At 54.7% G+C, this 23989-nt stretch carries 22 protein-coding genes and 1 pseudogene; 11 read left to right on the plus strand and 12 right to left on the minus strand.

Annotated features, from left to right (window positions below; all coding sequences use genetic code 11):
• Positions 1–5: 5 nt before the first annotated feature.
• Entirely contained in the window at positions 6–599 is a 594-nt protein-coding gene (gene taw3 / locus A3L02_RS01305; RefSeq protein WP_088862266.1) for a tRNA(Phe) 7-((3-amino-3-carboxypropyl)-4-demethylwyosine(37)-N(4))-methyltransferase Taw3, read from the minus strand.
• A 2-nt stretch (positions 600–601) separates the two neighbouring features.
• Positions 602–2581 (minus strand): IGHMBP2 family helicase, encoded by a 1980-nt coding sequence (locus tag A3L02_RS01310; RefSeq protein WP_088862267.1) that lies wholly within the window; start codon positions 2579–2581, stop codon positions 602–604.
• A gap of 67 nt (positions 2582–2648) precedes the next feature.
• Between A3L02_RS01310 and A3L02_RS10290 the strand changes: the two genes are divergently transcribed.
• Complete coding sequence (locus A3L02_RS10290) at positions 2649–3143, plus strand: type II toxin-antitoxin system PemK/MazF family toxin (protein ID WP_204247204.1); 495 nt, start codon at positions 2649–2651, stop codon at positions 3141–3143.
• 223 nt (positions 3144–3366) lie between these two features.
• Here the strand turns inward: A3L02_RS10290 and A3L02_RS01325 are convergent, their stop codons facing one another.
• Complete coding sequence (locus A3L02_RS01325) at positions 3367–3615, minus strand: hypothetical protein (protein ID WP_237268612.1); 249 nt, start codon at positions 3613–3615, stop codon at positions 3367–3369.
• Between the two features lie 457 nt (positions 3616–4072).
• Here A3L02_RS01325 and guaB point away from each other — a divergent pair, with 457 nt between their 5' ends.
• From guaB to nadC, 5 genes are all read left to right on the plus strand, one after another.
• A complete protein-coding gene (gene guaB, locus A3L02_RS01330) occupies positions 4073–5533 on the plus strand; it encodes an IMP dehydrogenase (protein WP_088862268.1) in 1461 nt (486 codons plus the stop codon).
• Between the two features lie 158 nt (positions 5534–5691).
• A complete protein-coding gene (locus tag A3L02_RS01335) occupies positions 5692–7086 on the plus strand; it encodes an L-aspartate oxidase (RefSeq protein ID WP_088862269.1) in 1395 nt (464 codons plus the stop codon).
• A gap of 272 nt (positions 7087–7358) precedes the next feature.
• Entirely contained in the window at positions 7359–8267 is a 909-nt protein-coding gene (gene nadA / locus A3L02_RS01340) for a quinolinate synthase NadA (RefSeq protein WP_088862270.1), read from the plus strand.
• Between the two features lie 78 nt (positions 8268–8345).
• Positions 8346–9647: an ATP-binding protein gene (locus A3L02_RS01345; RefSeq protein WP_088862271.1), complete on the plus strand. Its 1302-nt coding sequence runs from the start codon at positions 8346–8348 to the stop codon at positions 9645–9647.
• Complete coding sequence (nadC, locus tag A3L02_RS01350) at positions 9644–10474, plus strand: carboxylating nicotinate-nucleotide diphosphorylase (RefSeq protein ID WP_088862272.1); 831 nt, start codon at positions 9644–9646, stop codon at positions 10472–10474. The genes A3L02_RS01345 and nadC overlap by 4 nt, the downstream gene beginning before the upstream one ends.
• 342 nt (positions 10475–10816) lie before the next feature.
• Here nadC and ptsP read toward each other — a convergent pair whose 3' ends face one another.
• The 6 genes from ptsP to A3L02_RS01380 are packed head-to-tail and all read right to left on the minus strand — an operon-like array spanning position 10817 to position 16394.
• Positions 10817–12457 carry a phosphoenolpyruvate--protein phosphotransferase gene (gene ptsP / locus A3L02_RS01355; protein ID WP_088862273.1) on the minus strand — a complete coding sequence of 547 codons (1641 nt, stop codon included), beginning with the start codon at positions 12455–12457 and terminating at the stop codon, positions 10817–10819.
• A complete protein-coding gene (locus A3L02_RS01360) occupies positions 12438–12704 on the minus strand; it encodes an HPr family phosphocarrier protein (protein ID WP_088862274.1) in 267 nt (88 codons plus the stop codon). The genes ptsP and A3L02_RS01360 overlap by 20 nt, the downstream gene beginning before the upstream one ends.
• 45 nt (positions 12705–12749) lie before the next feature.
• Positions 12750–14180, minus strand: a complete 1431-nt coding sequence (locus tag A3L02_RS01365) for a PTS fructose transporter subunit IIC (protein ID WP_088862275.1) — start codon at positions 14178–14180, stop codon at positions 12750–12752.
• Between the two features lie 44 nt (positions 14181–14224).
• Positions 14225–14686 carry a PTS sugar transporter subunit IIA gene (locus A3L02_RS01370; protein WP_088862276.1) on the minus strand — a complete coding sequence of 154 codons (462 nt, stop codon included), beginning with the start codon at positions 14684–14686 and terminating at the stop codon, positions 14225–14227.
• A complete protein-coding gene (locus A3L02_RS01375) occupies positions 14683–15627 on the minus strand; it encodes a 1-phosphofructokinase family hexose kinase (RefSeq protein WP_157895710.1) in 945 nt (314 codons plus the stop codon). Before A3L02_RS01375 ends, A3L02_RS01370 begins: the two co-directional genes overlap by 4 nt.
• The gene (locus A3L02_RS01380; RefSeq protein ID WP_088862278.1) at positions 15624–16394 is read right to left on the minus strand and encodes a DeoR/GlpR family DNA-binding transcription regulator; all 771 of its coding nucleotides are present in this window, start codon (positions 16392–16394) and stop codon (positions 15624–15626) included. The genes A3L02_RS01375 and A3L02_RS01380 overlap by 4 nt, the downstream gene beginning before the upstream one ends.
• 131 nt (positions 16395–16525) lie before the next feature.
• Between A3L02_RS01380 and A3L02_RS10140 the strand changes: the two are divergent.
• Positions 16526–16618 (plus strand): annotated as a pseudogene (locus tag A3L02_RS10140) (carboxylating nicotinate-nucleotide diphosphorylase); the annotation flags it as partial.
• Positions 16619–16699: 81 nt separating this feature from the next.
• Here A3L02_RS10140 and A3L02_RS01385 read toward each other — a convergent pair.
• Positions 16700–17374, minus strand: a complete 675-nt coding sequence (locus A3L02_RS01385) for a hypothetical protein (RefSeq protein WP_088862279.1) — start codon at positions 17372–17374, stop codon at positions 16700–16702.
• Between the two features lie 467 nt (positions 17375–17841).
• On the opposite strand from A3L02_RS01385, the gene pdxS reads away from it, so the two are divergent.
• The 3 genes from pdxS to fdhF all read left to right on the plus strand — a co-directional run bounded on the left by pdxS (position 17842) and on the right by fdhF (position 21564).
• Positions 17842–18849 carry a pyridoxal 5'-phosphate synthase lyase subunit PdxS gene (gene pdxS, locus A3L02_RS01390; RefSeq protein ID WP_088862280.1) on the plus strand — a complete coding sequence of 336 codons (1008 nt, stop codon included), beginning with the start codon at positions 17842–17844 and terminating at the stop codon, positions 18847–18849.
• A 33-nt stretch (positions 18850–18882) separates the two neighbouring features.
• Positions 18883–19476 (plus strand): pyridoxal 5'-phosphate synthase glutaminase subunit PdxT, encoded by a 594-nt coding sequence (gene pdxT, locus A3L02_RS01395; RefSeq protein WP_088862281.1) that lies wholly within the window; start codon positions 18883–18885, stop codon positions 19474–19476.
• Between the two features lie 96 nt (positions 19477–19572).
• Positions 19573–21564, plus strand: a complete 1992-nt coding sequence (gene fdhF, locus A3L02_RS01400) for a formate dehydrogenase subunit alpha (protein ID WP_088862282.1) — start codon at positions 19573–19575, stop codon at positions 21562–21564.
• A gap of 79 nt (positions 21565–21643) precedes the next feature.
• On the opposite strand, the gene purF is transcribed toward fdhF, so the two are convergent.
• Positions 21644–22978 (minus strand): amidophosphoribosyltransferase, encoded by a 1335-nt coding sequence (gene purF / locus A3L02_RS01405; protein ID WP_088862283.1) that lies wholly within the window; start codon positions 22976–22978, stop codon positions 21644–21646.
• 170 nt (positions 22979–23148) lie between these two features.
• Between purF and purC the strand changes: the two genes are divergently transcribed.
• On the plus strand, positions 23149–23844 hold the full coding sequence (purC, locus tag A3L02_RS01410) for a phosphoribosylaminoimidazolesuccinocarboxamide synthase (RefSeq protein WP_088862284.1): 696 nt from the start codon (positions 23149–23151) through the stop codon (positions 23842–23844).
• On the opposite strand, the gene A3L02_RS10295 is transcribed toward purC, so the two are convergent.
• Complete coding sequence (locus A3L02_RS10295) at positions 23817–23984, minus strand: hypothetical protein (protein ID WP_204247206.1); 168 nt, start codon at positions 23982–23984, stop codon at positions 23817–23819. The genes purC and A3L02_RS10295 overlap by 28 nt on opposite strands.
• Positions 23985–23989 lie beyond the last annotated feature (5 nt).

Raw genomic sequence — 23989 nt, forward strand, 5'->3', positions numbered from 1 at the left:
CGTTTCTATTTTAGTTTCGCCCCGACCTCATCTTCCAATCTTTTCAGCTTTCCCTTGAAGCGCCTCAGCTGGGCGTTGGCGATTCCGACGATCCTCTCGATGTATTCCCCATCGACCCAGAGCTCCCCGTCCTCACCGAGCGGGACGTCCATCCTCTCTGTGGAGCGTATCTCGACGAGGAGCTTTCTGTGACTCACGCTCTTTATGTTCGAGTACTTGAAGCCGAGGCCCACCGCGAGGTTCAGGAGTCCAACGGCATCCTCCACGCTCCTCGCCGCGACGTGCAGGATGGGGCTCCTCACCAGGAACCAGAGCTGGCCTTTCCGATGTTTCCCGATGGCCTCGAGCACCTCGTCGACGGAGACCTCGCGGTGCCACTTGCCCAGCCAGACGGAGTTGACCTTGTCGCCGAAGTAGGGCATCTCCATCACCGATACCCTGCCGGAGCAGGAGGAGGTCGTGAAGTAGTTATCGAGCGAGTTTATCCTCTCCAGGAGCGGGATAACGTCCTCGTCCACCTTCTTCTCGGACAGGGCCTTTCTCAGACCCGCCATGGCCCTCGCCTTCTGCCCGTCGAAGTTCTCGGTGTAGAGGAACACCCTCACACCCCCAGTTCGCCGGCATCGACGATAACCTCTTTCTCACGCACGAACTCCACCAGCCGCTTATAGGTCGGATGGGCGACAAGCGTCGATGAGTCGCCCACAACTATGAGCTTCCGTTTGGCCCTCGTCAGCGAGACGTTCAACCGCCTCAGGTCCTTCAGGAAGCCGAGCTCGCCCTTCCCGTTGGAGCGGACGAGGGACAGAACGATCACCTCCTTTTCCCTCCCCTGGTAGCCGTCGACGGTCTTCACCTCGACCTCCTCTGGCAGGAGCGAGCGTATCAGCTCGCGCTGGTCGTCGTAGGGCGTGATGACCCCGATCCATCCCGGGTCGACGCCGAGCCCCAGCAGTCCGTTGACGATTTCCTCCACGAGTTTGGCCTCCAGCGGGTTCTCCCTGCTCTCGCTCCCGTAGCGCCGCCTCTCGAAGCGGTCGTCCCTCCTCGAGGTGTCCACGAAGACGAGGACGTTATCGGGTTTCAGAACCTCACTGGACGGGCCTTCCGGGGGTTCCTCAACCCCGAGGTCGGCGAGGGTTATTCCCCTAACGCTCCCGTCGGCCCTCACCCTTCCGCCGTAGAACTCCTTACTCGGGAACTCCATGAGCCTCTCGTTCATCCTGTACTGGATCTCGAGCATCTCGCTCTTTCCGGGATGGCGTTCGATGAGGCCCTCGAAGAGTGTTTTACTCAGCTCCCTCGCCTTCTCGCTCAGTATCGTCGGGGGCAGCTGCCTGTGGTCGCCGCCGAGAACGAAGCGCTTGGCCCGGTTTATCGGGATTAAAACGCTCGGGATGGTCGCCTGCGTCGCCTCGTCGATTACCGCCACGTCGTAATCGGCGTAGTCTACGACGTCGAGGGCCGCCGAGGAGTTGGTGGTCAGGACGACGTCGGCCTCCCCAATTATCTCCCTCGCTATCCTCTCCTCGAGCTTCATCGCGTCGTCGAAGGCCTTTCTTACCCCCTCGTTTAGCTTAATCCACTCGGCCATCTCCCTTATCAGGCGGGCGGGAACCCCTCTCGTTCCAACTCCCTTAGAGGCCAGTCGCAGTATCTCGCGGTCGCTCAGGCCCCGCCGGTATCTGGGTGCGGGCTTCGTGAAGGTGTCCCGCTTCTCCTTGAGGCTCTGGGCCGTGGCGTAAAGCTCCCTCAGCTCACCGTAGAGCTCGTGCTGGGTTATCAGGTACGCCAGGGTGGTCTCGTGAAGGCCCCGCGAGACCCTACTCGGGTGGCCAACGCGCACGACCCCAACGCCCGAATCGACGAGCCTCTCCACGAGGTTGTCCACCGCCACGTTGCTCTCCGCCGTTGCGAGGACCTTATTCCCCCTCTCCACCTCCTGCCTTATCAGCTCCACCAGTGTTCTGGTCTTCCCGGTTCCGAAGGGGCCGTGGACGAGGAAGAAGTCGGGACTGCCGAGGGCCTTCGAGATGGCCCGCCTCTGGCTCGCGTTCAGGCTTCTATCGAAAGGCTCGAAGGGAACTTCCTCGCTTCCCTCCGGCTCCCTCAGGCCGAGGTAGAACTCGAGGGCTCTCCTCCCGCCCTCGCGCAGGTTATCGAGGTTCTCGAGCCACCTCTTAAAGGTTATGTCGTTCGCGTAGAGGTCAAGCCGAACCCCCTTCAGCGCCCACTCCGGGACCGTCTCGAGGGCGACCGTCAGGAAGCGCTTTCCCTTCTCGGTCACGGTTCCGACCAAATCGCTCTTAAGGGGGTCTCTTTTGCTCACCACGACGAGGTCGCCGACGCTTATCTCGGTCTCTATCTCCCTCTCGCGCCCGTACCGGACGAGGAAGTAGCCGAGCTCCTCGCCGACCACCTTCCCGTTGAGGCCCAGAACGGCCCTCCCGACCTTCTCGCGCTCCCTTCCAGAGAGCCGCCTCATCTCGGCCCTCATCGCCTCTATCTCGGCCTTCCTCTCCATCTCGACGAGGGTCTTGAGGTGAGAGATGAATCCCCTTAGCGTTTCGTTCTCCATCATCCTCTCCCACCTTGAACTGCGGACTGAATTTTTAAACCCTTGGGAAACCCTTTATTTTGTCGGACATATGGGGACGACGGTTAAGGTTTCCGCGAGGATACCCAGGGGGTCCGCGGAGAGGATGGACAGTCTCATTGAACAGGGCATCTACCCGAACAGGAGCGAGATAATAAAGGAAGCCCTCAGGGAGTTTCTTCTCAGAAAGAGACCGAGAACGGCCGAAAATTCCGAGATTAAGCCATACCTCAAAGCCGTTGAGGGAATCCTCCGCAGGGACTGGGAGAGCGCGGCGGACGAGTACTGGGACGACGTGGGGGAGTCCCCTATGATTCCACCGGGTGAGCTCCCCCAGTGGAAGATAGTCCTCCTCGGTTTTCCTTTTGTGGACCTGACGAACCGAAAACTCCGCCCCGTGCTGATTGTTTCAAACGACGAGATCAACAGAACCTCAAACGCCGTTGTGGCGCTCCAGATAACGTCGAACCTCGGAAGCGGTTTCCGGAGTACAACGTCAGGGTACCCGATTAAGACGTTGTACGTTACGCCGGGACAAAGCCGCTGAGGCCCAGCCTGATAAAGCCGTACGTTGTTTTTGCCCTTGAGAAATCCCTCGTCAGAAAAAGGATCGGCGTTCTCAGGAAAGAAAAAATCGAAGAGGTCAAGGAAGGCCTTAGACGGGGCTTCGGCCCCTGAGGTCAGCCCATGCGAGTTTCCTCACCGCTCGGACGAAACTTCCCTCATCATCCCGAACGAGATAGAAAAGAGGGCTTAAAAGGCTAAGCCCTTCAGAAGAGCACCGAAACCATGTCCCTGTGGAAGGACCTCAAAGCTCTCCAGTGCCTTTCCTGGAGCTCGCCGTCCCAGGAGACCCGCTCGTAGAACCCCTCGAGGTCGTCGAGCAGGTACTCGAGGTACTCGCGCCTGCCCCCAGAAACCCCGTTGCTCAACAGCTTGCCCCTCAAAAACGGCATGACCTCCGACGGCCTTCCAAGAGCCGCCCAGAACAGACCTTCCTTCAGGATCTCGTACAGCACTTCCTCGAAGTCAGACCTCTCGGAGGGTTTGGCCCTCCCCCCTTGCGTTCACGATCTCCACGGCTTCCATGGGTACCACCGCTTTATGGAGCGGGCACCCCCTATTTTAGGGTTTTGGGCCTTCCTTCGTCAGTTTGTCATAAAATGGAGGAATTGGGAATGAAGTTTGAACAAAACCCCACATAATCCAGTGTTGCCTGTCACATCATCAGGGCAATGAGGCTCAGGGTAAGTAACAGGGGTGCCGCGTACGATAAGGCTATCGCGAGGTTCTTCGCGGGTATCCCCGTGCTCAAACATATACATCTGTTTACAAAGTTTACGTTTGTAAAGCCCTCGAAGGAAAGGCTCAAATTCCTGGATGCATATCGGATCAGATAACGTGTTGTTCCCAAGTGAAAACCCTTAAAAACTCCTGCCAGGTTCATGTTAAAAAGGACGTGGGGGTCAGGCAAAAATGGGAAAATTTGAACACAAACTTGTTAATGCCCTCAGGGGCTACACCTTCGACGACGTTCTTCTGATCCCTCAGGCGACTGAGGTCGAGCCCAAGGAGGTTGACGTCTCAACCCGGATAACGCCGAACGTGAAACTCAACGTACCTGTTCTCAGCGCGGCGATGGACACGGTCACCGAGTGGGAGATGGCCGTTGCGATGGCCCGCGAGGGCGGCCTCGGCGTCATCCACAGGAACATGAGCGTGGCGGAGCAGGTCGAGATGGTCAGGAAGGTCAAGAGGGCGGAGCGCTTCATAGTCGAGGACGTCATCACCGTGGGGCCAGGGGAGACGCTCGACTACGCCCTCTTCCTCATGGAGAGGAACGACGTGGACGGCCTTCCGGTCGTCGATGAGAACGGAAGGATAGCCGGCATCATCACGAAGGAGGACATCGCCGCAAAGGAGGGGAGCAGGGTCAGGGACGTCATGACGGGAGAGGTGATAACCGTCGACGAGAACGTCTCGGTCGAGGAGGCCCTCGAGACGATGGTGAGCAGGAGGGTGTCCCGCCTTCCGGTGGTCGATGGGGACGGAAAACTCGTGGGGATAATAACCATGAGCGACCTCACGAGGAGGAAGAAGTACAGGAACGCGGTCAGGGACGCGAACGGGGACCTCATCGTTGCCGCCGCCGTCGGGCCCTTCGATATCGAGAGGGCGAAGGCCCTCGATAGAGCCGGGGCGGACGTCATCGTCGTTGACACGGCCCACGCCCACAACCTCAAGGCCATAAGGGCCATGAAGGAGATAAGGAAGGCCGTGGATGCGGATTTGATAGTCGGGAACGTGGCCAACCCGAAGGCCGTCGATGATTTAACCTTCGCCGACGCCGTGAAGGTCGGGATAGGCCCCGGAAGCATATGCACCACGAGGGTGGTTGCAGGAGTAGGCGTCCCGCAGGTCACCGCGATAGCGCTCGTGGCTGACAGGGCCGGGGAGTACGGGCTCCACGTGATAGCAGACGGCGGAATCCGCTACTCCGGGGACATCGTCAAGGCGATAGCGGCAGGAGCGGACGCGGTGATGCTCGGTTCCCTCCTGGCGGGGACGAAGGAGGCGCCGGGTAAGGAGGTCGTCATAAACGGCAGGCGCTACAAGACCTACCGCGGGATGGGCTCCCTCGGGGCGATGATGAAGGGCGGCGCCGAGAGGTACTACCAGAAAGGCCACATGAAGACCGGAAAGTTCGTGCCGGAGGGCGTCGAGGGCGTCGTTCCCTACAGGGGGAGCGTCGGCGAGGTCCTCTACCAGCTCGTCGGCGGTTTAAGGTCCGGGATGGGCTACGTGGGGGCCAGGAACATCGCTGAACTCAAGGAGAGGGGAGAGTTCGTCATCATCACCCAGGCCGGCGTCAGGGAGAGCCATCCTCACGACATCACCATCACCAACGAGGCCCCGAACTATCCCCTCGGGAGGTGAGTTCGTCCTTCCCCCAATCCTTTCTTCCAGTTTTTCTAACCTCCCTCCTCTTTGGGTTTGGGCTTCGGATGAGACTTCCTCACCCGCTTTTTAACGCTCACGTTGAGCCGCATCAAAAACCGTTTAAGCCCTCCCGCCTACCCTCCGCGGGTGGTCGGATGAAGGTTGGAATAATCGGAAGCGGTGCCGCGGGGTTGACGGCCGCGGTGGCCCTCGCGAGGCTTGGCTTCGACGTAACGGTCATCGGGCCGGGGATAAGGGAGAGCAACTCCTACCTGGCACAGGCTGGAATAGCCCTTCCCATTCTCGAAGGCGATTCTCCGAAGGCCCATTTCCTCGACACGGTGAAGGCCGGAAAGTACCTCAACGACGAGGAGGCGGTCTGGAGCGTCATCTCAAAGGCGAGCGAGGTTTACAGCTTTCTAACCTCGCTGGGGCTGGAGTTCGAGACGAACGAGACGGAGGGCGGCCATTCCTTCCCGCGCGTCTTCACGATAAAGAACGAGACCGGGAAGCACATGACGAAGGTCCTTTACATGGCCGCGAGGGAAGAGGGCGTTCACTTCGTCGATGGCTTCGCGGAGGAGCTCGCCGTAAGGGACGGGAAGGCCTACGGCGTTTTCCTCAACGGGGAGCTCCTGAGGTTCGACGCAACTGTTGTGGCAACGGGCGGCTTTTCGGGTCTCTTCAAATACACCGCGGGCTCCCCAGCTAACCTCGGCCTCCTCATCGGGGACGCCGTAACGAAGGGTGCCCCCGCGAGGGATCTCGAGTTCGTCCAGTTCCATCCGACGGGCTACATCGGGAGGAATGGCGTTTTTTTAATCAGCGAGGCCGTTAGGGGGGCCGGGGCGAGACTTTTAGCGGACGGCGAGCGCTTCGTGGACGAGCTCTCCACGAGGGACATCGTCGCGAGGGCCATCTACCTCCAGATGATAGCAGGAAGGAAGGTTTTCCTCGACGCTACGGGGGTGGAGGATTTCAAGAGGAGGTTCCCGCAGATATACGCCTTCCTGAGGAGGGACGGCATCGATCCGGCAAGGGACCCGATCCCGGTCTCTCCAATAGCCCACTACACCATCGGGGGCATAGCGACCGACCTCTGGTACAGGACGCCCGTGGAAGGGCTCTACGCAATCGGAGAGGCCATGAGCAACGGCTTCCACGGCGCCAACAGGCTCGCCAGCAACTCACTCCTCGAGTGCATCGTGAGCGGGCTCGAGGTTTCGAGGACGATAGCGCGCGACAGGCCCAGAGAGGGCGAGGTTCCGGAGGTCCCTTACCGCTTCGACTCCCTCGGGGACGTCGATTCCCTCAGGGGGCTCCTCTGGGAGCACGCGGGTATCGTGAGGAACGCCGGGAGCCTGAGGGAAGGACTGGAAAAGCTCGATTCTATAGAGGCGGACGAAAGGCTTAAACTGCTCGCGAGGGGGGTTCTCGAGTGCGCGCTGGCGAGGGAGGAGAGCAGGGGCGCCCACTACCGCGAGGACTTCCCTTTCATGAGGAAGAACTTTGAGAGGCCGGGCTTTTTCAAGGGGAGGTGCGGGCTTTAGGGAGAACCAGTAGTAGTTGAAACCAGGAGGGGTCTTCCGAGAGACGTCTCGAGCGCGAGCTTAAGACCCACGAAGTCACAGTGGAGGAACTTGAAAAATTGCTTAAGGTCTGAACGGACTAACCTTTTTCAGGGTTTCTCCATAGTCCGGACGGGATTCCCCTATCACAAGCAAAGCTTGAGGTATGTGGTCTTTAGGTCGAATCAAAACCCGTTGCGGCGCACCTCTGAAAGCTTTTATACCCCCAACCGTATCATCCCCCAGGTGGGAGCATGGAGAAAGGGGAACTCGTACGGGAGATTGAACGCCTGAAGGAGGAGAGGAACGCGATAATCATGGCCCACAACTACCAGTTGCCCGAGGTTCAGGACGTAGCCGATTTCCTCGGGGACAGCCTCGAGCTCGCGAGGAAGGCGGTGAACGTTGACGCAGACGTGATAGTGTTCGCGGGCGTCGATTTCATGGCCGAGACAGCCAAGATCCTCAACCCGGACAAGACCGTCCTTCTACCGACAAAGCGGGCCACCTGCGCCATGGCCAACATGCTGAGGGTCGAGCACATCCTCGAGGCCAAGAGGCGGTATCCCAACGCGCCGGTGGTTCTCTACGTGAACACCACCGCCGAGGCCAAGGCCCACGCGGACGTCACCGTTACCTCGGCAAACGCGGTGGAAATCGTGGGAAAGCTCGACTCGGATGTAGTCATCTTCGGCCCGGACAGGAACCTCGCCCACTACGTGGCAAAGCGGACGGGCAAAAGGATAATTCCCGTCCCGGAGGACGGGCACTGCTACGTGCACAGGAAGTTCACCCTCGAGGACGTGGAGCGGGCCAGAAAACTCTACCCCAACGCCAGGCTGATGGTTCACCCCGAGTGCAAGCCGGAGGTTCAGGAGGAGGCGGACATCATCGTCTCGACCGGCGGGATGATAAGGCGCGCGCGGGAGTGGGACGAGTGGGTTGTCTTCACGGAGCGCGAGATGGTCTACCGCCTGCGGAAGCTCTACCCGGACATTAAGTTCCACCCGGCCAGGGAGGACGCCACATGCATTGGAATGAAGGCCATAACGCTCAAGCACATATACGAATCCCTGCGGGACATGAAGTACGAGGTTGAGGTGCCGGAGGAGATAGCGGAGAGGGCGAGGAGGGCCATCGAGAGGATGCTGGAGATGAGTTAAGTTCGGAGGGAAAGATTTCGAGATTTTTTGTTAATTGAAGAGGGAAACTTTTTAAGGATTTTTACCTCTCCATTTAACATGAATCGAGAGGAAACGATATCCCAGATTCTAATGGACTACATCAACATCGACGTTGAGGGCGTCGAGCGCGAGCTTGAGGTTCCCGAGAAAATCCCTGTGAACAAGGCTGTAACGATAATAGGCCCGAGGAGGGCGGGAAAAACGTTCTACATTCTCCAGAGATTTTCCAGGCTCAGGAGAGCTGGTAAAGCGGCCCTCTTCTTCCCCCTCGACGACGACAGGATATACCCGCCGACGCTCGAGGACCTTTCAACCCTCGTGAAGCTCTTTTACGAGCTCTTCCCCGACGCGGACGAGAAGTACCTGTTCCTCGACGAGGTTCAGGAGGTTGAAAACTGGGAGCTCTTCGTCAAGCGGGCCGCTGAGAGGGAAGGGTTCAGGGTTTACCTGACAGGGTCCTCTTCGAAGCTCCTCGGGAGCGAGATAGCGACGGCCCTCAGGGGGCGGACCCTGACGTTCGAGATACTGCCCTTCAGTTTCCGGGAATTCCTGAGGGCCAAGGGGGCCAAGTTCGGCAGACATCCATCCACAAGGGAAGAAGCGACCCTTAAAGCCCTTCTAAAGGAGTACCTAAAGTTCGGGGGTTTTCCCGAGGTCGCTCTCATCGAGGACGAGTTCCTGAAACGGAAGGTCCTCTCTGAGTACGTGGACGTTATGCTCTACCGCGACATCGTGGAGAGGCACGGTATAAAGAACCTCAAAGCCGTCAGGCTGTTCCTGAAGCTCCTCGTAACGTCCTTCGCGAAGGAGTTCTCGGTGAACAGAACCGCGAGGTACATGAAGGACATGGGGGTAGATGTCAGCAGGAACACCCTCTACAGTTACTTCGACCACTTCGAGGAGGCCTACGTGGTCTTCCCGCTCAGGAAGTTCTCCCACAACCTGAAGGAGGTTGAGAAGAGCCTTCCAAAGGTCTACATCGTTGATACCGGCCTGATAAACGCCTACTCCCCGCGCTCGGATGTTAGCATGGGCAGGCTGATGGAAAACGCGGTTTTCCTTGAGCTCAGGAGGCGGGGAAGGGAGCTCTACTACTTCAAGGACGAACGCGGCAGGGAGGTTGACTTCCTCGTGAAGGACGGCGACGGTGTTTCGGAACTCATACAGGTCAATTACTCCATCGAGGAACCCGAAACGTTTAAACGGGAGGTTTCCGCACTTCTCAGCGCCTCGGAGAGGCTCGGCTGTGAAAACCTGAGGATAATAAACTGGGGCAGGGACGACACCGTTGAGGCCGGGGGGAAGGAGATAAGGCTCGTTCCCCTCTGGAGGTTCCTGCTCGGAGGTGAGGAAGAATGACGCGGATTTCCTATCTCCTGCGCTTCGTTGAGGAGGACGCGCCCTTCGGCGACGTCACGAGCGAGGCGGTCATCCCCGAAGGGACGAAAGCAAGGGCCGTTATAATAGCCAAGCAGAGCGGCGTCATAGCGGGCGTTGGGGAGGCCAAGGCCCTCTTCGAGCACTTCGGCGTTAAGGTTGAGGTCAAAAAGCGCGACGGCGATGAGGTCAGGGAGGGCGACGTTATCATCGAGCTCCTCGGTGATGCCCGGGCGATTCTGCTCGTCGAGAGGACGGCCTTAAACGTCATGGGCAGGATGAGCGGCATAGCCACGGAAGTGAGGAAGCTCGTGGAGAAGGTCAAGGCCGTGAACCCGAAGGTCAGGGTCGCCGGAACGAGGAAAACCCTGCTGAAGCCGATGGACAAGAGGGCCATCCTCATCGGTGGGGGCGAACCCCACAGGTTCAGCTTAAGCGACGCGATTCTAATAAAGGACAACCACTTAGCGCTGGTTCCGCTTGAGGAGGCGATAAGGCGCGCGAGGGAGTTCAGCGTCTACAAGGTCGTCGAGGTCGAGGTTGAAAGGCTGGAGGACGCGCTCAAAGCGGCCAAAGCCGGGGCCGATGTTATAATGCTCGACAACATGTCACCGGAGGAGATAGCCGAAACGGTCGAAGCGCTTAGGAGGGAGGGTCTCCGCGATAGGGTGAGGATAGAGGTCAGCGGCGGGATAACGCCCCAGAACATCACCGAGTACGCGAGGCTCGACGTCGACGTGATAAGCCTCGGCTACCTGACGCACAGCGTGAGGAACTTCGACGTGAGCTTGGAAATCCTGAAGGAGTAAAAGAATTAAGGTCTAATGCCTATCCTTAACCATCCCTAAAAAGGATTTCAGTTCCAAAATCGGATGAGCGGACTCTAATTTTAGAACTCTCCTCCCTTAACTGTCCCGAACCGGCGCTCCGGCCCAAAAGTAATGTGAATAAAAATCCAGCCCCAAGGACTCAAAGGCAGAAACACAGCCAGTTCCTGTGAAAAGGCTTAAGAGCTGAAACCACCCTTTCCCTCTTTTTTTCTAAAGTATTATCAGAAACTTAAACCTAACGTTCAACATGCTTATCCTGACAGTATGATATCGATGCTGTCGGTATGCTTTCACTTTAATCACCCTCCGGGGATACATAGTTTATGATAAAAGACTGGGATCGTCTGAGGTTTTAGCTTTCATATTCCCCTTCTTGACAGTTTGAATTTCATAAATCTTCCTTTTTATGAAGGGAACCTTAAAGGATGAAACGGAGAATTTTTTAACACCAAATTGCAGTAATATCTCCACAGCATCTTCTTTTCCTGCCAGTTCCCCGCAAACGCTAACTGGCAGATTGAAGTTTCTAGCTTTTTCAGCTATAGTGGTGATAATCTCAAAGATTATCTCGTGCTCGTCTTGGTAATATTTGGATACTGAAGGATTGTTCCTATCTGCCGCAAAGATATATTGCGTCAGGTCATTTGTGCCTATGCTCACAAAGTCAATATGGGGATTAATCTTATCGATGAGCCATATTATCGAAGGCACCTCTACCATAATGCCCAGCTTGAAGGACCCTATTTTCCTTCCTTCAGTTAAAAGATCTTCTTTTGTTTCGTGGATGATCCTGAGCAGTCCTTTGATGTCTTCAGGCAAAGTAACCATCGGAACTAAAACTGAGAGATTGCCATAGGGTGATGCTCTGAGGAGTGCTCTCAGTTGGGTTTTTAAAATCTCTTTGTGCTTCAGGAGTAAACGGATCCCCCTTAATCCTAAAAATGGGTTTTCCTCATCATCTACTGGCAGGTATTCAAGTTTCTTGTCTCCTCCAATATCTAATAACCTAATGACAACTTCTTCAGGATAAAATGTTTCTAGAGCCTTCTTATAAACGAGATATTGCTCCTCTTCAGAGGGGGGATTATCCCGCCCAACGAATAGGAATTCTGTTCTAAAAAGGCCAATTCCGTCTGCTCCTTTCCTTTTGGCAACCTCTATTTCTTGGGGCACACTGATATTTGCCATTATCTTTATGTCGTCAAACTTGAGCCTGCCGTATTTTTCTATTTTCTCTTTTTCTTTTGTGTACCTTTTTGTTATCTTTTCAAATTCTCGAATATTTGCGTCATCAGGGTCTATAACGATCCTACCGATTACCGCATCAACAAAAACCGTCTTTCCCTCATACTCTGAGAGGTCAGGAAGCCGGATTATGTACGGGATTTCAAACGCCCGAGCGAGAATGGCGGCGTGAGTCGTGTGAGAGCCTTGGGTGGAAAGGAGAGCCTTGACGCCAAGAGTGCTCAACTTTATGATATCAGAGGGGAAAAACTCCTCACTATATACCACATTACTCTTTAAATTATCAAGTCCTTCAGGAGATTCAAGAAGAAGGTTTCTAAATAGGTCTTTAATATCGTCAACTCTCTGTTGTATGAGAGGATTACCGGTGCTCAACAATAATGAGATTATTTCGTCGCGAATATACTTGTAGTCTTCAATCATTATCTTCCCATCCGCGCTTGCATCTTCCAGTTTTTTCCAAAGAAACGGATCCTCAAGAAGGAGCTGATGAACCTGCGAAATTTCCTGTACCTCCTTTGGCAATGAGGGGTCACTTATAATTTTGCTCAACTCGGAAGAGAGAGTTTTTGCGGCAAGTTTGATATCCTCTAGGTTGATAAACTGTTTTTCTGTTGTTTTTTTTCTCTTTAGTACTCTAAGAGTACCCAATCCATAGCCTTCAGATATTATATTGCCCCTTGGAATTTGGATTACTTTATTTTTTTGCCTCTCCATCCAGAATTCCCTCCACAATTTCGATAACTTTTTCAGCGTCTTCTCCGCTTACGATAACCTCAACTTCAGCGCCAGGGTCGACTCCTAAGCTTAGGATGTTTAAGATGCTCTTTGCATTCGCCTTCATGCCTTTATACACAATATAGACCTCACTGGAAACCCCTAAAAGAGCTTTAACCAGCTCAGATGCCGGACGGGCATGAAGTCCTTCTGGGTTTTTGACAACAACTTTTTTTCTAATTTTCATATTATCCCTCCGTTACGATATGAACAAAGAAATTAAAGAAGATGATCAAGCAAAAGCTACCTCTCTACGTGTGTATCTCTTCACGGCAATAACTACCAGTGCTGTAATTATTGTTCCAATTGCTATCACACCTAGGTAAGTGATTGGGTGATTGACGACGTTTGGTAAGATTATTGCGAATATTCCTCCATGAGGTGCCCTAAGTTCCAGATTTAGTGCCATTGAGAGTGCCCCTGTAATTGCTGATCCTGTCATTATAGATGGGATTACTCTGAACGGGTCTGCTGCAGCGAATGGGATCGCACCCTCTGTAATGAAAGATATTCCCAAGATCCATGCAGCTCTTCCTGCCTCAATTTCCTCTTCTGTAAACAGCTCTTTCTTCAGGGTTGTGGCAAGTGCAAGACCGAGAGGTGGTGTCATACCCGCTGCCATAACTGCTGCCATTGGTGTGTAAATTCCTTCTCCGAGAAGACCAACCGCAAACGTGTAAGCAGCTTTGTTAACGGGACCACCCATATCAAAAGCCATCATAGCTCCAAGTATCAATCCGAAAGTTATGGCGCCCGCAGTACTTACAGTGGAGAGCCAGGTTCTTAGGCTCGCTTCAACGGAGGATATTGGGTTACCGATTATGTATATCATTAGAACCCCTACAACAAATACTGACGTTAGTGGAATTACGAAGATTGTGTAAACTCCACTTAAAAGGTCGGGAATTTCTACTTTTTTCATGTATTCTACAAGATATCCGGCTATATATCCCGCCACGATACCTCCAAGAAATCCTGCACCCATGTCTACCGCTAAAAAGCCACCAACCATACCTGGGGCAAGGCCTGGCTTATCTGCAATAGAGTACGCTATGTATCCCGCAAGCACTGGAACAAACAATTTAAATGCTGCCCCGCCACCCATTTTCATGAGTGCCCAAGCTAGTGTTCCTTCCTTCTCAAACGCGTGGATACCAAAAGCGAACGAGAGCGCTATCAACACACCTCCCGCTACGACGAAGGGTATCATAAAGGAAACTCCTGTTAGTAGGTGTCTATATGCACCACTTACCGCGTTTACCTGAATTATGTCGTGGCTTTCTCTTGTCTTTTTAGGGGGGTTTGCGGGTTGCTCTTTTCTGCGGGTGGGCTCTTCCTTTGCAAGTTCAATGGCCTTCAGCAAGACTTCTTTTGCATTCTTTATGGCTTCCTGAAGTGGAACTTCCACTATTGGTTTACCTTCAAACCTAGAGAGATCAACTTTCGTTGCGGCAGCGACTATCACAGCATCTGCTTCCTCAATGTCCTTCTCTGAAAGCTGACTTTCAGTTCCTCTTGCTCCTTGGGTCTCAACTTTTATTTCAACACCCAGTTCCCTAGCGGCTTTCTCTAAAGCCTCTGCTGCCATATATGTGTGGGCTATTCCAGTTGGACAGGCTGTAGTGGCCGCAATTTTTATTTTTCGATTTTCTTCGTCTGGCATCTTTCAACACCTCCCAACACTTTCGATCGGATAACAAATCCGCATTATCCTTCAATGTTCTTACTCAAAATCTCCACAATCTCGTGAGGGCTTTTTGCCCTCATCAGGGCCTCCCTAAACTCTTCATGGACGAGTCTTCTGGAGAGGGAACTTAGTATTTTCAGATGAAGATCTCGTGCATTCTCAGGAACCCCTATCAAGAACACCAAATGGACGGGCTTATCGTCTATGGCCTCAAAATCAACACCTCTACTTGATTTTCCGATGGCCACTACAGGGGACACTACAGCAGAGCTTTTAGCGTGAGGTATTGCAACACCAAACCCAACTCCAGTTGGTGTTATCTGCTCCCTTGCCCATACATCTTCGAAGAACTTCTCCTTATCCTTGACAACTCCATATTCGTAAAGTAAATCAATGAGTTCAAGTATAACTTCTCTCTTGTTTCTCTTCTTTAGTTCCATTTTAATTAGCTCCTCTCGAATTACCTCTTTAATCTCAGTCATTGTTTATCCCCCTCTGTAATCTCAATCCTCGAAAGTAATGCCCGAAAAACTTCTAAATCAATCGGACCCGTATCTTCCGATATTATTGAGGTAGAAGCAGTAGCCGTTGCAATTTTGATAGCATCAACAATACCAAGCCCTTTTTCAAAAGCGTGAGCAAAACCTGCCACTAATGCATCTCCTGCACCTACAGGAGTTTTTACATCTTCAATATAAAGAGGCTCAGCGTAATATGCTCTTTCTGAAGTTATTGTAACACTTCCCCGCGCTCCCATAGAAACACATATGACGCTTATTCCATATTTATCCATCAACTCTCTAGCCGCGGCCACTATTTCACGAATTTCTTCAAAATTCTTCCCAAGTAGCTGTGAAAATTCTTGGAGATTAGGTTTTATCATAAACGGGGAAGCTTCGATCCCCTGTTTTAACGCATCTCCGCTTGCATCAAGGATGACTTTTGTATTCTCTCGAATTTCTGTGATAATCTCCTTGTAAGCAGAAACTGACAATCCCTGAGGGAGGGAACCAGATAATACTGTGACATCTGCTCGTTTAGAATATTGAGAAATCTTTTGTTTTAAGACTTCAAAGAGTTGTTTGCTAACTTCAGGACCTCCTTCATTAATCTCAGTAAGCCGTCCAGTACTAGTTTCTATTAATTTTATGTTCTCCCGAACATCCACTTGGGGAATAACTACAAAATCATATTTTATTCCCAAAGATGAAAGATAGTCCTCAAACACAAGCTTGCTTTTCTCTCCAATAAACCCCACAACTGTAACCTCTGCGCCAAGTGCTCGAGCATTTTTAGCTACATTAATGCCTTTTCCTCCAATGTTTCTACTGACATCTACGGCCCTATTAGTTGCTCCAAGTTTTAGTTCCTCAACAAAAAGGGTCTTGTCAATAGCCGGATTCATTGCAACAGAAAGTATCACCTGCCCACACCTCCCAGTGTTATAAGCTGAATCTTCCGTTCTTTGAACGCCGTAATCCACTTAGGATCAATTCCAGAGTCTGTTATTATCGCAGAAACCTCCTTTGGTTCTGCAAATTTCACAAAAGCAGTCCTACCAAACTTCGAATGATCCACCACAATATATGGCGTCGAGGCAATTTTAATCATTATCCTCTTAATTTCAGCTTCCAGCAAGTTTGTAGTTGTTATTGCATCTAACGTAATACCATTAGCCCCAACGAAAGCCATATCTGCATGTAACTTAGACAAGGTATTCTCTGCTATTGGGCCCACCAAAGCAAGTGTCCCCTTTTTAAGAGTTCCCCCTGTAAGTATTACTTCCACGTTTTTTCGTATAGAGAGTTCCCTAACTATAAGGGGGGAATTCGTGATTACCGTGATATTTTTATCTTCAAGGTTTCGGGTTATCTCTAGAGTAGTCGTCCCAGAATCCAAAACTATGATGTCCCCATCCTTCACGAGATCATTAACTAATTTCCCGATTTCTTCCTTGGCGGATTTCTCAAGAGATTCTTTCTCAAAGAACGTAGGTTCATAAGAAAGGTACTCTATTGCTATAGCTCCCCCATGAGTCCGAATTATCTGTCTTTTACTTTCTAAAAATGCCAGGTCCCTCCTTATCGTGGGTTCGGAAACATTGAGTATTTTAGCTAACTCAGAAACAGTCATGCTCTTGTGCCTCCGTAGGAACTCCAAGATTTTAGCTCTTCGCTCTTCTGCAAACATGGTAGCATCACCTAATCGATATCGATCAAAATCTTATTATTATGATTGTTTGTGATTGTTTATGATTATATAATATATAAGTGTTATGGTGCTGGATAAGCATGCCCTCAGGATAATTGGGGTATCATCTTGCGAAGCTCGACGTCGACGTGATAAGCCTCGGCTACCTGACGCACAGCGTGAGGAACTTCGACGTCAGCCTCGAAATAATTGGAAAGGTCTGAACTCCCCCTGGATTTCCTTTCCATGTTTTCCCGAGACTTAAGTGTTCGATTGTGTTTTGGACTTCATATCCCGGCTTTCCGCTATCCCCTCTCCGCCCCTTTGCTAAGTTCCTTCAGTTCTCGCAGCAGTTTTTTGTAATCGTTTATCATCTTGCCGTACTCTTTGATGCCGCTCTCCTCGAATATCTGAGTGGCGGATTCCAACTCACGAACGGCCCCCTCAACGGTCTCAACCACAACCCCCACGAACTCTCCAACGGGTACCCTGCACACCCTCCTGTAATTCAGGCTTACGAGGTACGTATACCCGTCCTCTTTGAAGAGGTAAACACCCAGGGTGGGGTCGTAACTTCCAAATGATGACGCCAGGAACGGTTTTGATGTTAGCTCTCTGAATTTATCGCCCAATAACCCTTTGAGGATTCCAACGTCCCTGCTAAGCCATTCCGGAATGTCCCTTACCCCCCTGCACTCCAGCCCGTGGAATTCCAAGTTTTCTGGGATTTCTCCGGTTATGGCGTAGAATCCAAAGCGGAGCAGCTCGTAGAGGAATTCGTTGAAGTAAACGGTTGCGTTGAATACCTCCCTACCATCACAATAAATAACGACGTCGTACCCATTCAGCGTTGTTCCGATTATTGACTCACTTGGATAATCATGTCCCTTTCCGTCCATTACCACCTCTTTTGCTCTCCTTTTCAGCGGGCCGAACGAGTCATCAAGCACAAAAACGGCCCTGAACTCACCCGTTAGCATCACCTCGATCTTTTGAATAAAAATAAAAACATTGCTCAGTCCCAGTCCACCGGAAATGCCGTCACTATTCTGTACAGACCACTGGGCAACCGCTCGATAACAACCCTCAGTTTGTTCTTAGCACCAACCCCAGGGTAATACTTCTCGATTATGTCTGTTCTTTCCGTCACAATACGGTTTGCCAGTTTCGATGGTCGTCTTTATCATCTGGAAAATCATGTCCGCGGTTAGATGTCGGAACTTTGACTTACGCTTCCATGTTTCTTTGGAGATATGTCTATCGATTATGTGTTTTGCCCCGTTCTTATCAATAGTGACGTCCCCCTCAGGGAAGTTTCGATGTCTCGTTGTTTCTGGGTTCTACCGTCAACTCTCCCTTTCTTGATGTCCGGTCACCCCGCCACAAACCTTATATTCAAGTTTTTCCTTGAGATTAATGCAAGTCAAAACTTGAGAAGGTGATGGCGATGGGGAAGCTCCACGTTATAGAGGCCAAGGGTACGGACAGGCTGAAGCGCGGTTTTGCCAGGATGGTTAAGGGCGGGGTCATAATGGACGTCACCAACGCCGAGCAGGCCAGGGTGGCGGAAGAGGCCGGCGCGGTCTCGGTCATGGCCCTCCACCGGGTTCCGGCGGACATCAGGAAGGCCGGCGGAGTGGCGAGGATGGCGCCGATAGAGAAGATCCAGGAGATAATGGACGCGGTTACGATCCCCGTCATGGCGAAGGTCAGGATAGGCCACGTGGCCGAGGCCAGGATCCTGGAGAGCCTCGGGGTCGACATGATAGACGAGAGCGAGGTTCTGACGCCCTCCGACCCGTTCTTCCACATCGACAAGCGGGAGTTCAAGGTGCCCTTCGTCTGCGGCGCCAGAAACCTCGGCGAGGCCGTGAGGAGGATATGGGAAGGCTCCGCGATGATAAGGACGAAGGGCGAGGCGGGGACAGGTAACGTAGTGGAGGCGGTGAGGCACGTCCGTCTCGTCGCCGAGGGGATAAGGCAGGTGCAGGCCATGACAGACGAGGGGATTTACGGAGTCGCCGAGAAGTTCGCCGAGCCCTATCTGAGGCTGTCCCTCAACGTCAAGGAGATAGCTGGTCTCCCGGCGAAGGTACTCGATAACGAGCCGGTCTACGGCGACTACACCTACCGCGAGATAGTGGAAGGGCTCTACGGGATATTGCTCGAGATCAAGAAGCTCGGCAGGCTTCCTGTTGTGAACTTCGCCGCAGGAGGGATCGCGACGCCGGCGGACGCGGCGCTCATGATGGAGATGGGAATGGACGGCGTCTTCGTTGGTTCCGGCATCTTCAAGAGCTCCAATCCCGAGAAGATGGCGAGGGCCATAGTCGAGGCCGTCAACCACTGGGACGAGCCGGAGGTCCTGGCCGAGATAAGCAGGGAAATCGGGGAGCCCATGAAGGGGCAGGAGATAGAGGAGCTCCAGGTCCGCCTCGAGGAGAGGGGCGTCTGATCCCCTTTTCTTTTGCCTTCCGGGGGTGATAAAATGGTTAAGGTGGGAGTTGTGGGTCTCCAGGGCGACGTAGAGGAGCACATTGGGGCGGCAACGAAAGCTCTGAAGAACCTCGGGGTTTCGGGGGAGGTGCTCTGGCTCAGGAAGCCGGCCCAGCTCGAGGGGGTCTCCGCGGTGATAATCCCGGGCGGCGAGAGCACGACGATATCCCGGTTGATGGTGAAGAACGGTCTCCTCGATCCTCTGAGGAAGCTCGGCGGGGAGGGTCTCCCGATAATGGGCACCTGCGCGGGCCTGATAATGCTCTCGAGGGAGGTTATCGGCGCCACGCCGGAGCAGAGGTTCCTCGGGCTCCTCGACGTCCGCGTCAACAGAAACGCCTACGGGAGACAGGTGGACAGCTTCGAGGCGCCGGTGAGGTTATCCTTCAGCGATGAACCCTTCCCGGGCGTCTTCATCCGCGCTCCGAGGATAGTCGAGACCCTGAGCGATGAGGTGAGGCCGATAGCGTGGCTCGGTGACAGGGTTGTGGGCGTCGAGGAGGGCAACGTCATCGGTCTCGAGTTCCACCCCGAGCTGACGGACGACACGAGGGTCCACGAGTACTTCCTGGAGAAGGCGATATGAGCTGGATTTTCGTTCCAGACGTATTTCAGGCACCTTTTTGCTAATTTCTCCGAAAACCTTTTTATTCCTGCCGTTGGAACGTGCAAAGGTGGTAACGTGAGCGGGCCCAAGACGGTTGTGTGTCCCTTCTGCGGCTTCGGATGCAGGCTCCTCGTTGATCCAGAGACGATGAAGGTCAAACCCCACAGGGGCGAGCCGAACAGGGGCAAGCTATGTCCCAAGGGGCTTCACTCAACGGAGTTCGTCCTTTCCGGGGACAGGGTCAAGCGCCCCCTGAAGCGTGAGGGCTCGCGGATGCGGCCGGTGAGCTGGGGACGGGCCATAGATGAGATATCCGCTAAACTCCTCGAAATCCGCGAGCTTTACGGGGCCGACGCTGTGGCCTTCCTGGCCTCCTCCAAGGTCAGCAACGAGGAGAACTACCTCCTCCAGAAGATAGCGCGGCTCTTCGGCACCAACAACATAGACAACTGCGCCCGTCTCTGCCACGAGGCGAGCGTCCACGCCCTCAAGATGACCGTCGGGGCCGGGGCGCAGACCAACCCCTACGCGGATCTCGAGGGGTTCGGCGCGATACTCATCTGGGGCTACAACCCGGCCGAGACCCACCCGGTAGTGATGGACTACATCCTGAGGGCCCGGAAGAACGGGGCGAGGATCATCGTCGTTGACGTCAGGAAGACGAGGACGATGGCCTTCGCCGATTACGGGCTCATCGTCCGCCCGGGAACGGACATAACCCTCGCGAACGCCATGATGAACGTGATAATCCGCGAGGAGCTCCACGACGAGGACTTCGTGAGGGGCAGGACCACGGGCTTCTCCGAGGTCAGGATGGCCGTGAGGAAGTACACGCCGGAGTACGCGGAGAAGATCACCGGAGTTCCGGCGGGGGTTATCCGTGAAGTGGCGAGGACGTTTGCCCTGGCCGGTAGCGGGGCGGTGATGTGGGGGATGGGACTGACCCAGCACGTCTCAGGCGTCGAGAACGTCATGGCCGTCATAGACCTCGCCCTGCTCCTCGGTTACATCGGCGAGAGGGGTGGCCTCTACCCCATGCGCGGCCAGAACAACGTTCAGGGGGCGGCGTACATGGGGGCGCTCAGCGAGTTTCTGCCGGGCTACGTCCCCCTGACGGACGAGAGGTTCAGGAAGCGCGTGGCGAAGATATGGGGAGTGGAAGACCTCCCGACGGAGCGCGGCCTCTACCTGACGGAGCTCTGGGAGGCCGTTGAGAGGGGTGACCTCAGGGCCCTCTACGTGGTCGGGGAGAACCCGGCGGTGAGCGAGCCGAACTTCATGGAGGTGCGGAGGGCCCTCAGAAAGCTCGACCTCCTCGTCGTTCAGGACCTCTTCATGACACGGACGGCGAGGTACGCCCACTACGTCCTCCCGGCCAGCGCCTTCTGCGAGAAGTCCGGGAGCTACATGAACAGCGAGCGCAGAATCCAGTGGAGCCAGAGGGTTTGCGAGCCATACGCGGACTCAAGGCCCGACTGGGAGATACTGACCGACCTCGGAAGGGCCCTTGGCCTGCCCGGTTTCAACTATTCGAGCGTCGAGGAGATAACCGAAGAGTACTTCCGCCTCTTCCCCTCGCTGGAGGAGAGGAGCGTTGAGGAGCTCAAGAACGGCGACGGTATCTTCCTCCCGAGGAAGAGACTCCACACCTGGGAGTTCGCGACACCCGACGGGAAGGCGAGGTTCATCGCCGTGGAGCAGGTGGGGCCGTGGGAGAGGCCGGACGGGGAGTACCCGTTCATACTGACCACCGTCAGGGTGATAAGCCACTACAACACGGGCGAGATGACGCTCAGGAGTCCGTCGCTCCTCAGGTTGATGGGGGAGCCCAGGGCGGTGATAAACCGGGACGACGCTGAAAAGCTCGGAATCCGCGAGGGCGATTGGGTCGAGATAGAGACGAGGCGCGGCAGGATAAGGATGAGGGCGGGTATGGGGGACGTCCAGCCGGGCCTCATCGCCGTTCCCTTCCACTTCAAGGCCAACAGGGTAACGAGTCCGGCACTGAACAAGGCGGGAACCCCGGAGTTCAAGTTCGCGGCGGCGAGGATACGGAAGCTGAGATAACGGGAGAGCTACGGGATAGCTAAGCTCAGAAACGAGAAGATCGAGGAAGTCAAGGCCGCGCTCGGGGGAGCCCTTGGAATCAGACCTTAAAGGCCCACTCGGGGTACTCGCCCGTGAGGCACGCGGTGCAGAGGTTTTTCATTCCAACCGCCCTTCTGAGCCCCTCGACGCTGAGGTAGGCCAGGCTGTCGGCCCCTATCGCTTTCCTCACCCTTTCAACCCCGCCGAAAGCCGCTATGAGCTCGTGCCTCGTCGGGATGTCAACTCCCATGTAGCAGGGGTACCTTATCGGCGGCGATGCCACCCGGACGTGCACCTTCCGCGCGCCGGCCTTCCTGAGCATCGCCACTATGCGCCTCATCGTGGTACCCCTGACGATTGAATCATCGACGAGGACGACGCTCTTCCCTTCTACCACCTCTTTCACCGGCGAAAGCTTCAGCCGGACCTTCAGCTCGCGGTAGAACTGCCCCGGGGTTATGAAAGTCCTCCCTATGTAACGGTTCTTTATCAGTCCCTCCGAGTAGGGGATCCCGCTCACCTGCGAAAAGCCGAGGGCGGCCGCCCTGCCCGAGTCGGGCACGGCCACGACGACGTCCCCATCGGCCGGGCTCTCCTTGGCCAGCTCCTGCCCCATCCGGACCCTCGCGAGGTACACGTTAACGCCGTCTATCGTGCTGTCCGGGCGGGCGAAGTAGATGTACTCGAAGACGCAGTGGTGATGCCTCTCCCTGGCTATAACCCTGTTCTCAACCTCCCCCTCCGAGAGGAGAAAGACCTCCCCGGGTCTTACGTCCCTCGTCTCATCGACGAAGAGCCTCAGCGCAGAGTCCTCCGAGGCGAAGTAGTGGCCGTCCCCCCGGCCGTAGCTCAGCGGCCTGAAGCCGACGGGGTCCCTCGCGACGAGTATCTTTCCATCGAAGAGAAAGGCCACGGAGTAGGCCCCCCGGACCTCCTCAAAAACGGCCCCCATGGCCTCGAACTCGTCCCCGGTCTCGCGGAAGTGCCGAAGGAACGAGATCCCCAGGAGCTCCGAGTCAACGGAGTGCCTGAAGCGGGCTCCGAGCCCCTCGTAGTGCCGTCTGAGCGGGAGAAAATTGGTCAGGGTCCCGTTGTGGGCCACGGCTACGGTCTTTCCACAGCAGGCCGCCTCCAGCGGCTGGGTCTCCGTGGGGGAACCCGAAGTGGAGTAGCGGACATGGGCTATCGCCATCCCCGACCTCAGCCTCGCAATCTCGCCGTTCCTGAAGACCTCGGAGACGAGCCCCCTCCCCGAGACCGTCCGTATCCGGTGCTTCCAGACGCTTATCCCCGCGCTCTCCTGTCCGCGGTGCTGGAGCGCCATGAGCGCGTAGTAGGCCTTCCTCGGTGCGTTCTCTGTAACCGCCGCAAAGACCCCGCACTTCTCCCTCATGGAAACCCCGCCGTTTTGGTTTTAGCATTTAACTTTTAAATGTCAATGAAAGCGGACTTCGACGCGATATTTTAGCTTTTCGTGTTTAAAAGCTTTGCCCACTTATTGACATTTAAATGTTAAAATAATCCTTAAATAGAGGTTAACTTTACATTAAAATGGTGAAGACCGTGCGGGTTTACGAAGGCAAGGCCAAGAGGATAGTCCCCCTCGACGAGGGGAAGGTGATTATGGAGTTCAAGGACGATGCCACGGCCTTTAACGGCGGAAAAAAGGGAGAATTCAAGGGCAAGGGCTCGCTCAACGCCCAGATAAGCGCGGTTCTTTTCAGGGTTCTCGAGGAGAGGGGCGTAAAGACCCACTTCATCGGCGTCGCCGGCGACAACAGGCTCATCGTCGAGCGGCTGAGGATGTATCCCCTCGAAGTCGTGGTCAGGAATGTCGTCGCCGGGAGCCTGAAGAAACGCCTTCCCCTTGCGGAAGGGACCGAACTGGCGGAGCCGATAGTCGAGCTCTACTACAAGGACGACGACCTCGGAGACCCGATGATAAACCGTTACCACGCGAAGGCCCTCGGGATAAGCGAGGGGGAGATAGATGAGATGGAGCGCATCGCCCTTAAGGTCAACGAGATCCTGAAGGAGTACTTCGCCTCGCGCGGGGTGGTGCTGGTCGACTTCAAGCTGGAGTTCGGGAAGAACGGCAGGGGGGAGATAGTCCTCGGTGACGAGATAAGCCCGGACACCTGCCGCCTCTGGGATGCGAGAACGAAGGGGAGCCTCGACAAGGACGTCTTCCGCTTCGATAGGGGCGACCTAATGGAAGCCTACGGGGAGCTTTACAGGCGGCTCGTGGGGGACTCGTAGGTTATGAAGACCGTGTAACAGCCCTTCCCGTCCTCCTCTATCACTATTTTCCTCAGTCCGATCCCGTACTCCTCAACGGCCTCCTTTACGATCCCGGGCAGGTTCTCGAGGAACCCCTTCCTCTTAATCGTGAGCTCCATGCCAC

Source organism: Thermococcus celer Vu 13 = JCM 8558 (genome assembly GCF_002214365.1).
Classification (GTDB): Archaea; Methanobacteriota_B; Thermococci; order Thermococcales; family Thermococcaceae; genus Thermococcus; species Thermococcus celer.

Coding starts and splice junctions, on each gene's coding strand:
- A3L02_RS01310 (WP_088862267.1), bottom strand. CDS start 2,581: ATGATGGAGAACGAAACGCTAAGGGGATTCATCTCTCACCTCAAGACC.
- A3L02_RS10290 (WP_204247204.1), top strand. CDS start 2,649: ATGGGGACGACGGTTAAGGTTTCCGCGAGGATACCCAGGGGGTCCGCG.
- guaB (WP_088862268.1), top strand. CDS start 4,073: ATGGGAAAATTTGAACACAAACTTGTTAATGCCCTCAGGGGCTACACC.
- A3L02_RS01335 (WP_088862269.1), top strand. CDS start 5,692: ATGAAGGTTGGAATAATCGGAAGCGGTGCCGCGGGGTTGACGGCCGCG.
- nadA (WP_088862270.1), top strand. CDS start 7,359: ATGGAGAAAGGGGAACTCGTACGGGAGATTGAACGCCTGAAGGAGGAG.
- A3L02_RS01345 (WP_088862271.1), top strand. CDS start 8,346: ATGAATCGAGAGGAAACGATATCCCAGATTCTAATGGACTACATCAAC.
- nadC (WP_088862272.1), top strand. CDS start 9,644: ATGACGCGGATTTCCTATCTCCTGCGCTTCGTTGAGGAGGACGCGCCC.
- ptsP (WP_088862273.1), bottom strand. CDS start 12,457: ATGGAGAGGCAAAAAAATAAAGTAATCCAAATTCCAAGGGGCAATATA.
- A3L02_RS01360 (WP_088862274.1), bottom strand. CDS start 12,704: ATGAAAATTAGAAAAAAAGTTGTTGTCAAAAACCCAGAAGGACTTCAT.
- A3L02_RS01365 (WP_088862275.1), bottom strand. CDS start 14,180: ATGCCAGACGAAGAAAATCGAAAAATAAAAATTGCGGCCACTACAGCC.
- A3L02_RS01370 (WP_088862276.1), bottom strand. CDS start 14,686: ATGACTGAGATTAAAGAGGTAATTCGAGAGGAGCTAATTAAAATGGAA.
- A3L02_RS01380 (WP_088862278.1), bottom strand. CDS start 16,394: ATGTTTGCAGAAGAGCGAAGAGCTAAAATCTTGGAGTTCCTACGGAGG.
- A3L02_RS01385 (WP_088862279.1), bottom strand. CDS start 17,374: ATGCTAACGGGTGAGTTCAGGGCCGTTTTTGTGCTTGATGACTCGTTC.
- pdxS (WP_088862280.1), top strand. CDS start 17,842: ATGGGGAAGCTCCACGTTATAGAGGCCAAGGGTACGGACAGGCTGAAG.
- pdxT (WP_088862281.1), top strand. CDS start 18,883: ATGGTTAAGGTGGGAGTTGTGGGTCTCCAGGGCGACGTAGAGGAGCAC.
- purF (WP_088862283.1), bottom strand. CDS start 22,978: ATGAGGGAGAAGTGCGGGGTCTTTGCGGCGGTTACAGAGAACGCACCG.
- A3L02_RS10295 (WP_204247206.1), bottom strand. CDS start 23,984: ATGGAGCTCACGATTAAGAGGAAGGGGTTCCTCGAGAACCTGCCCGGG.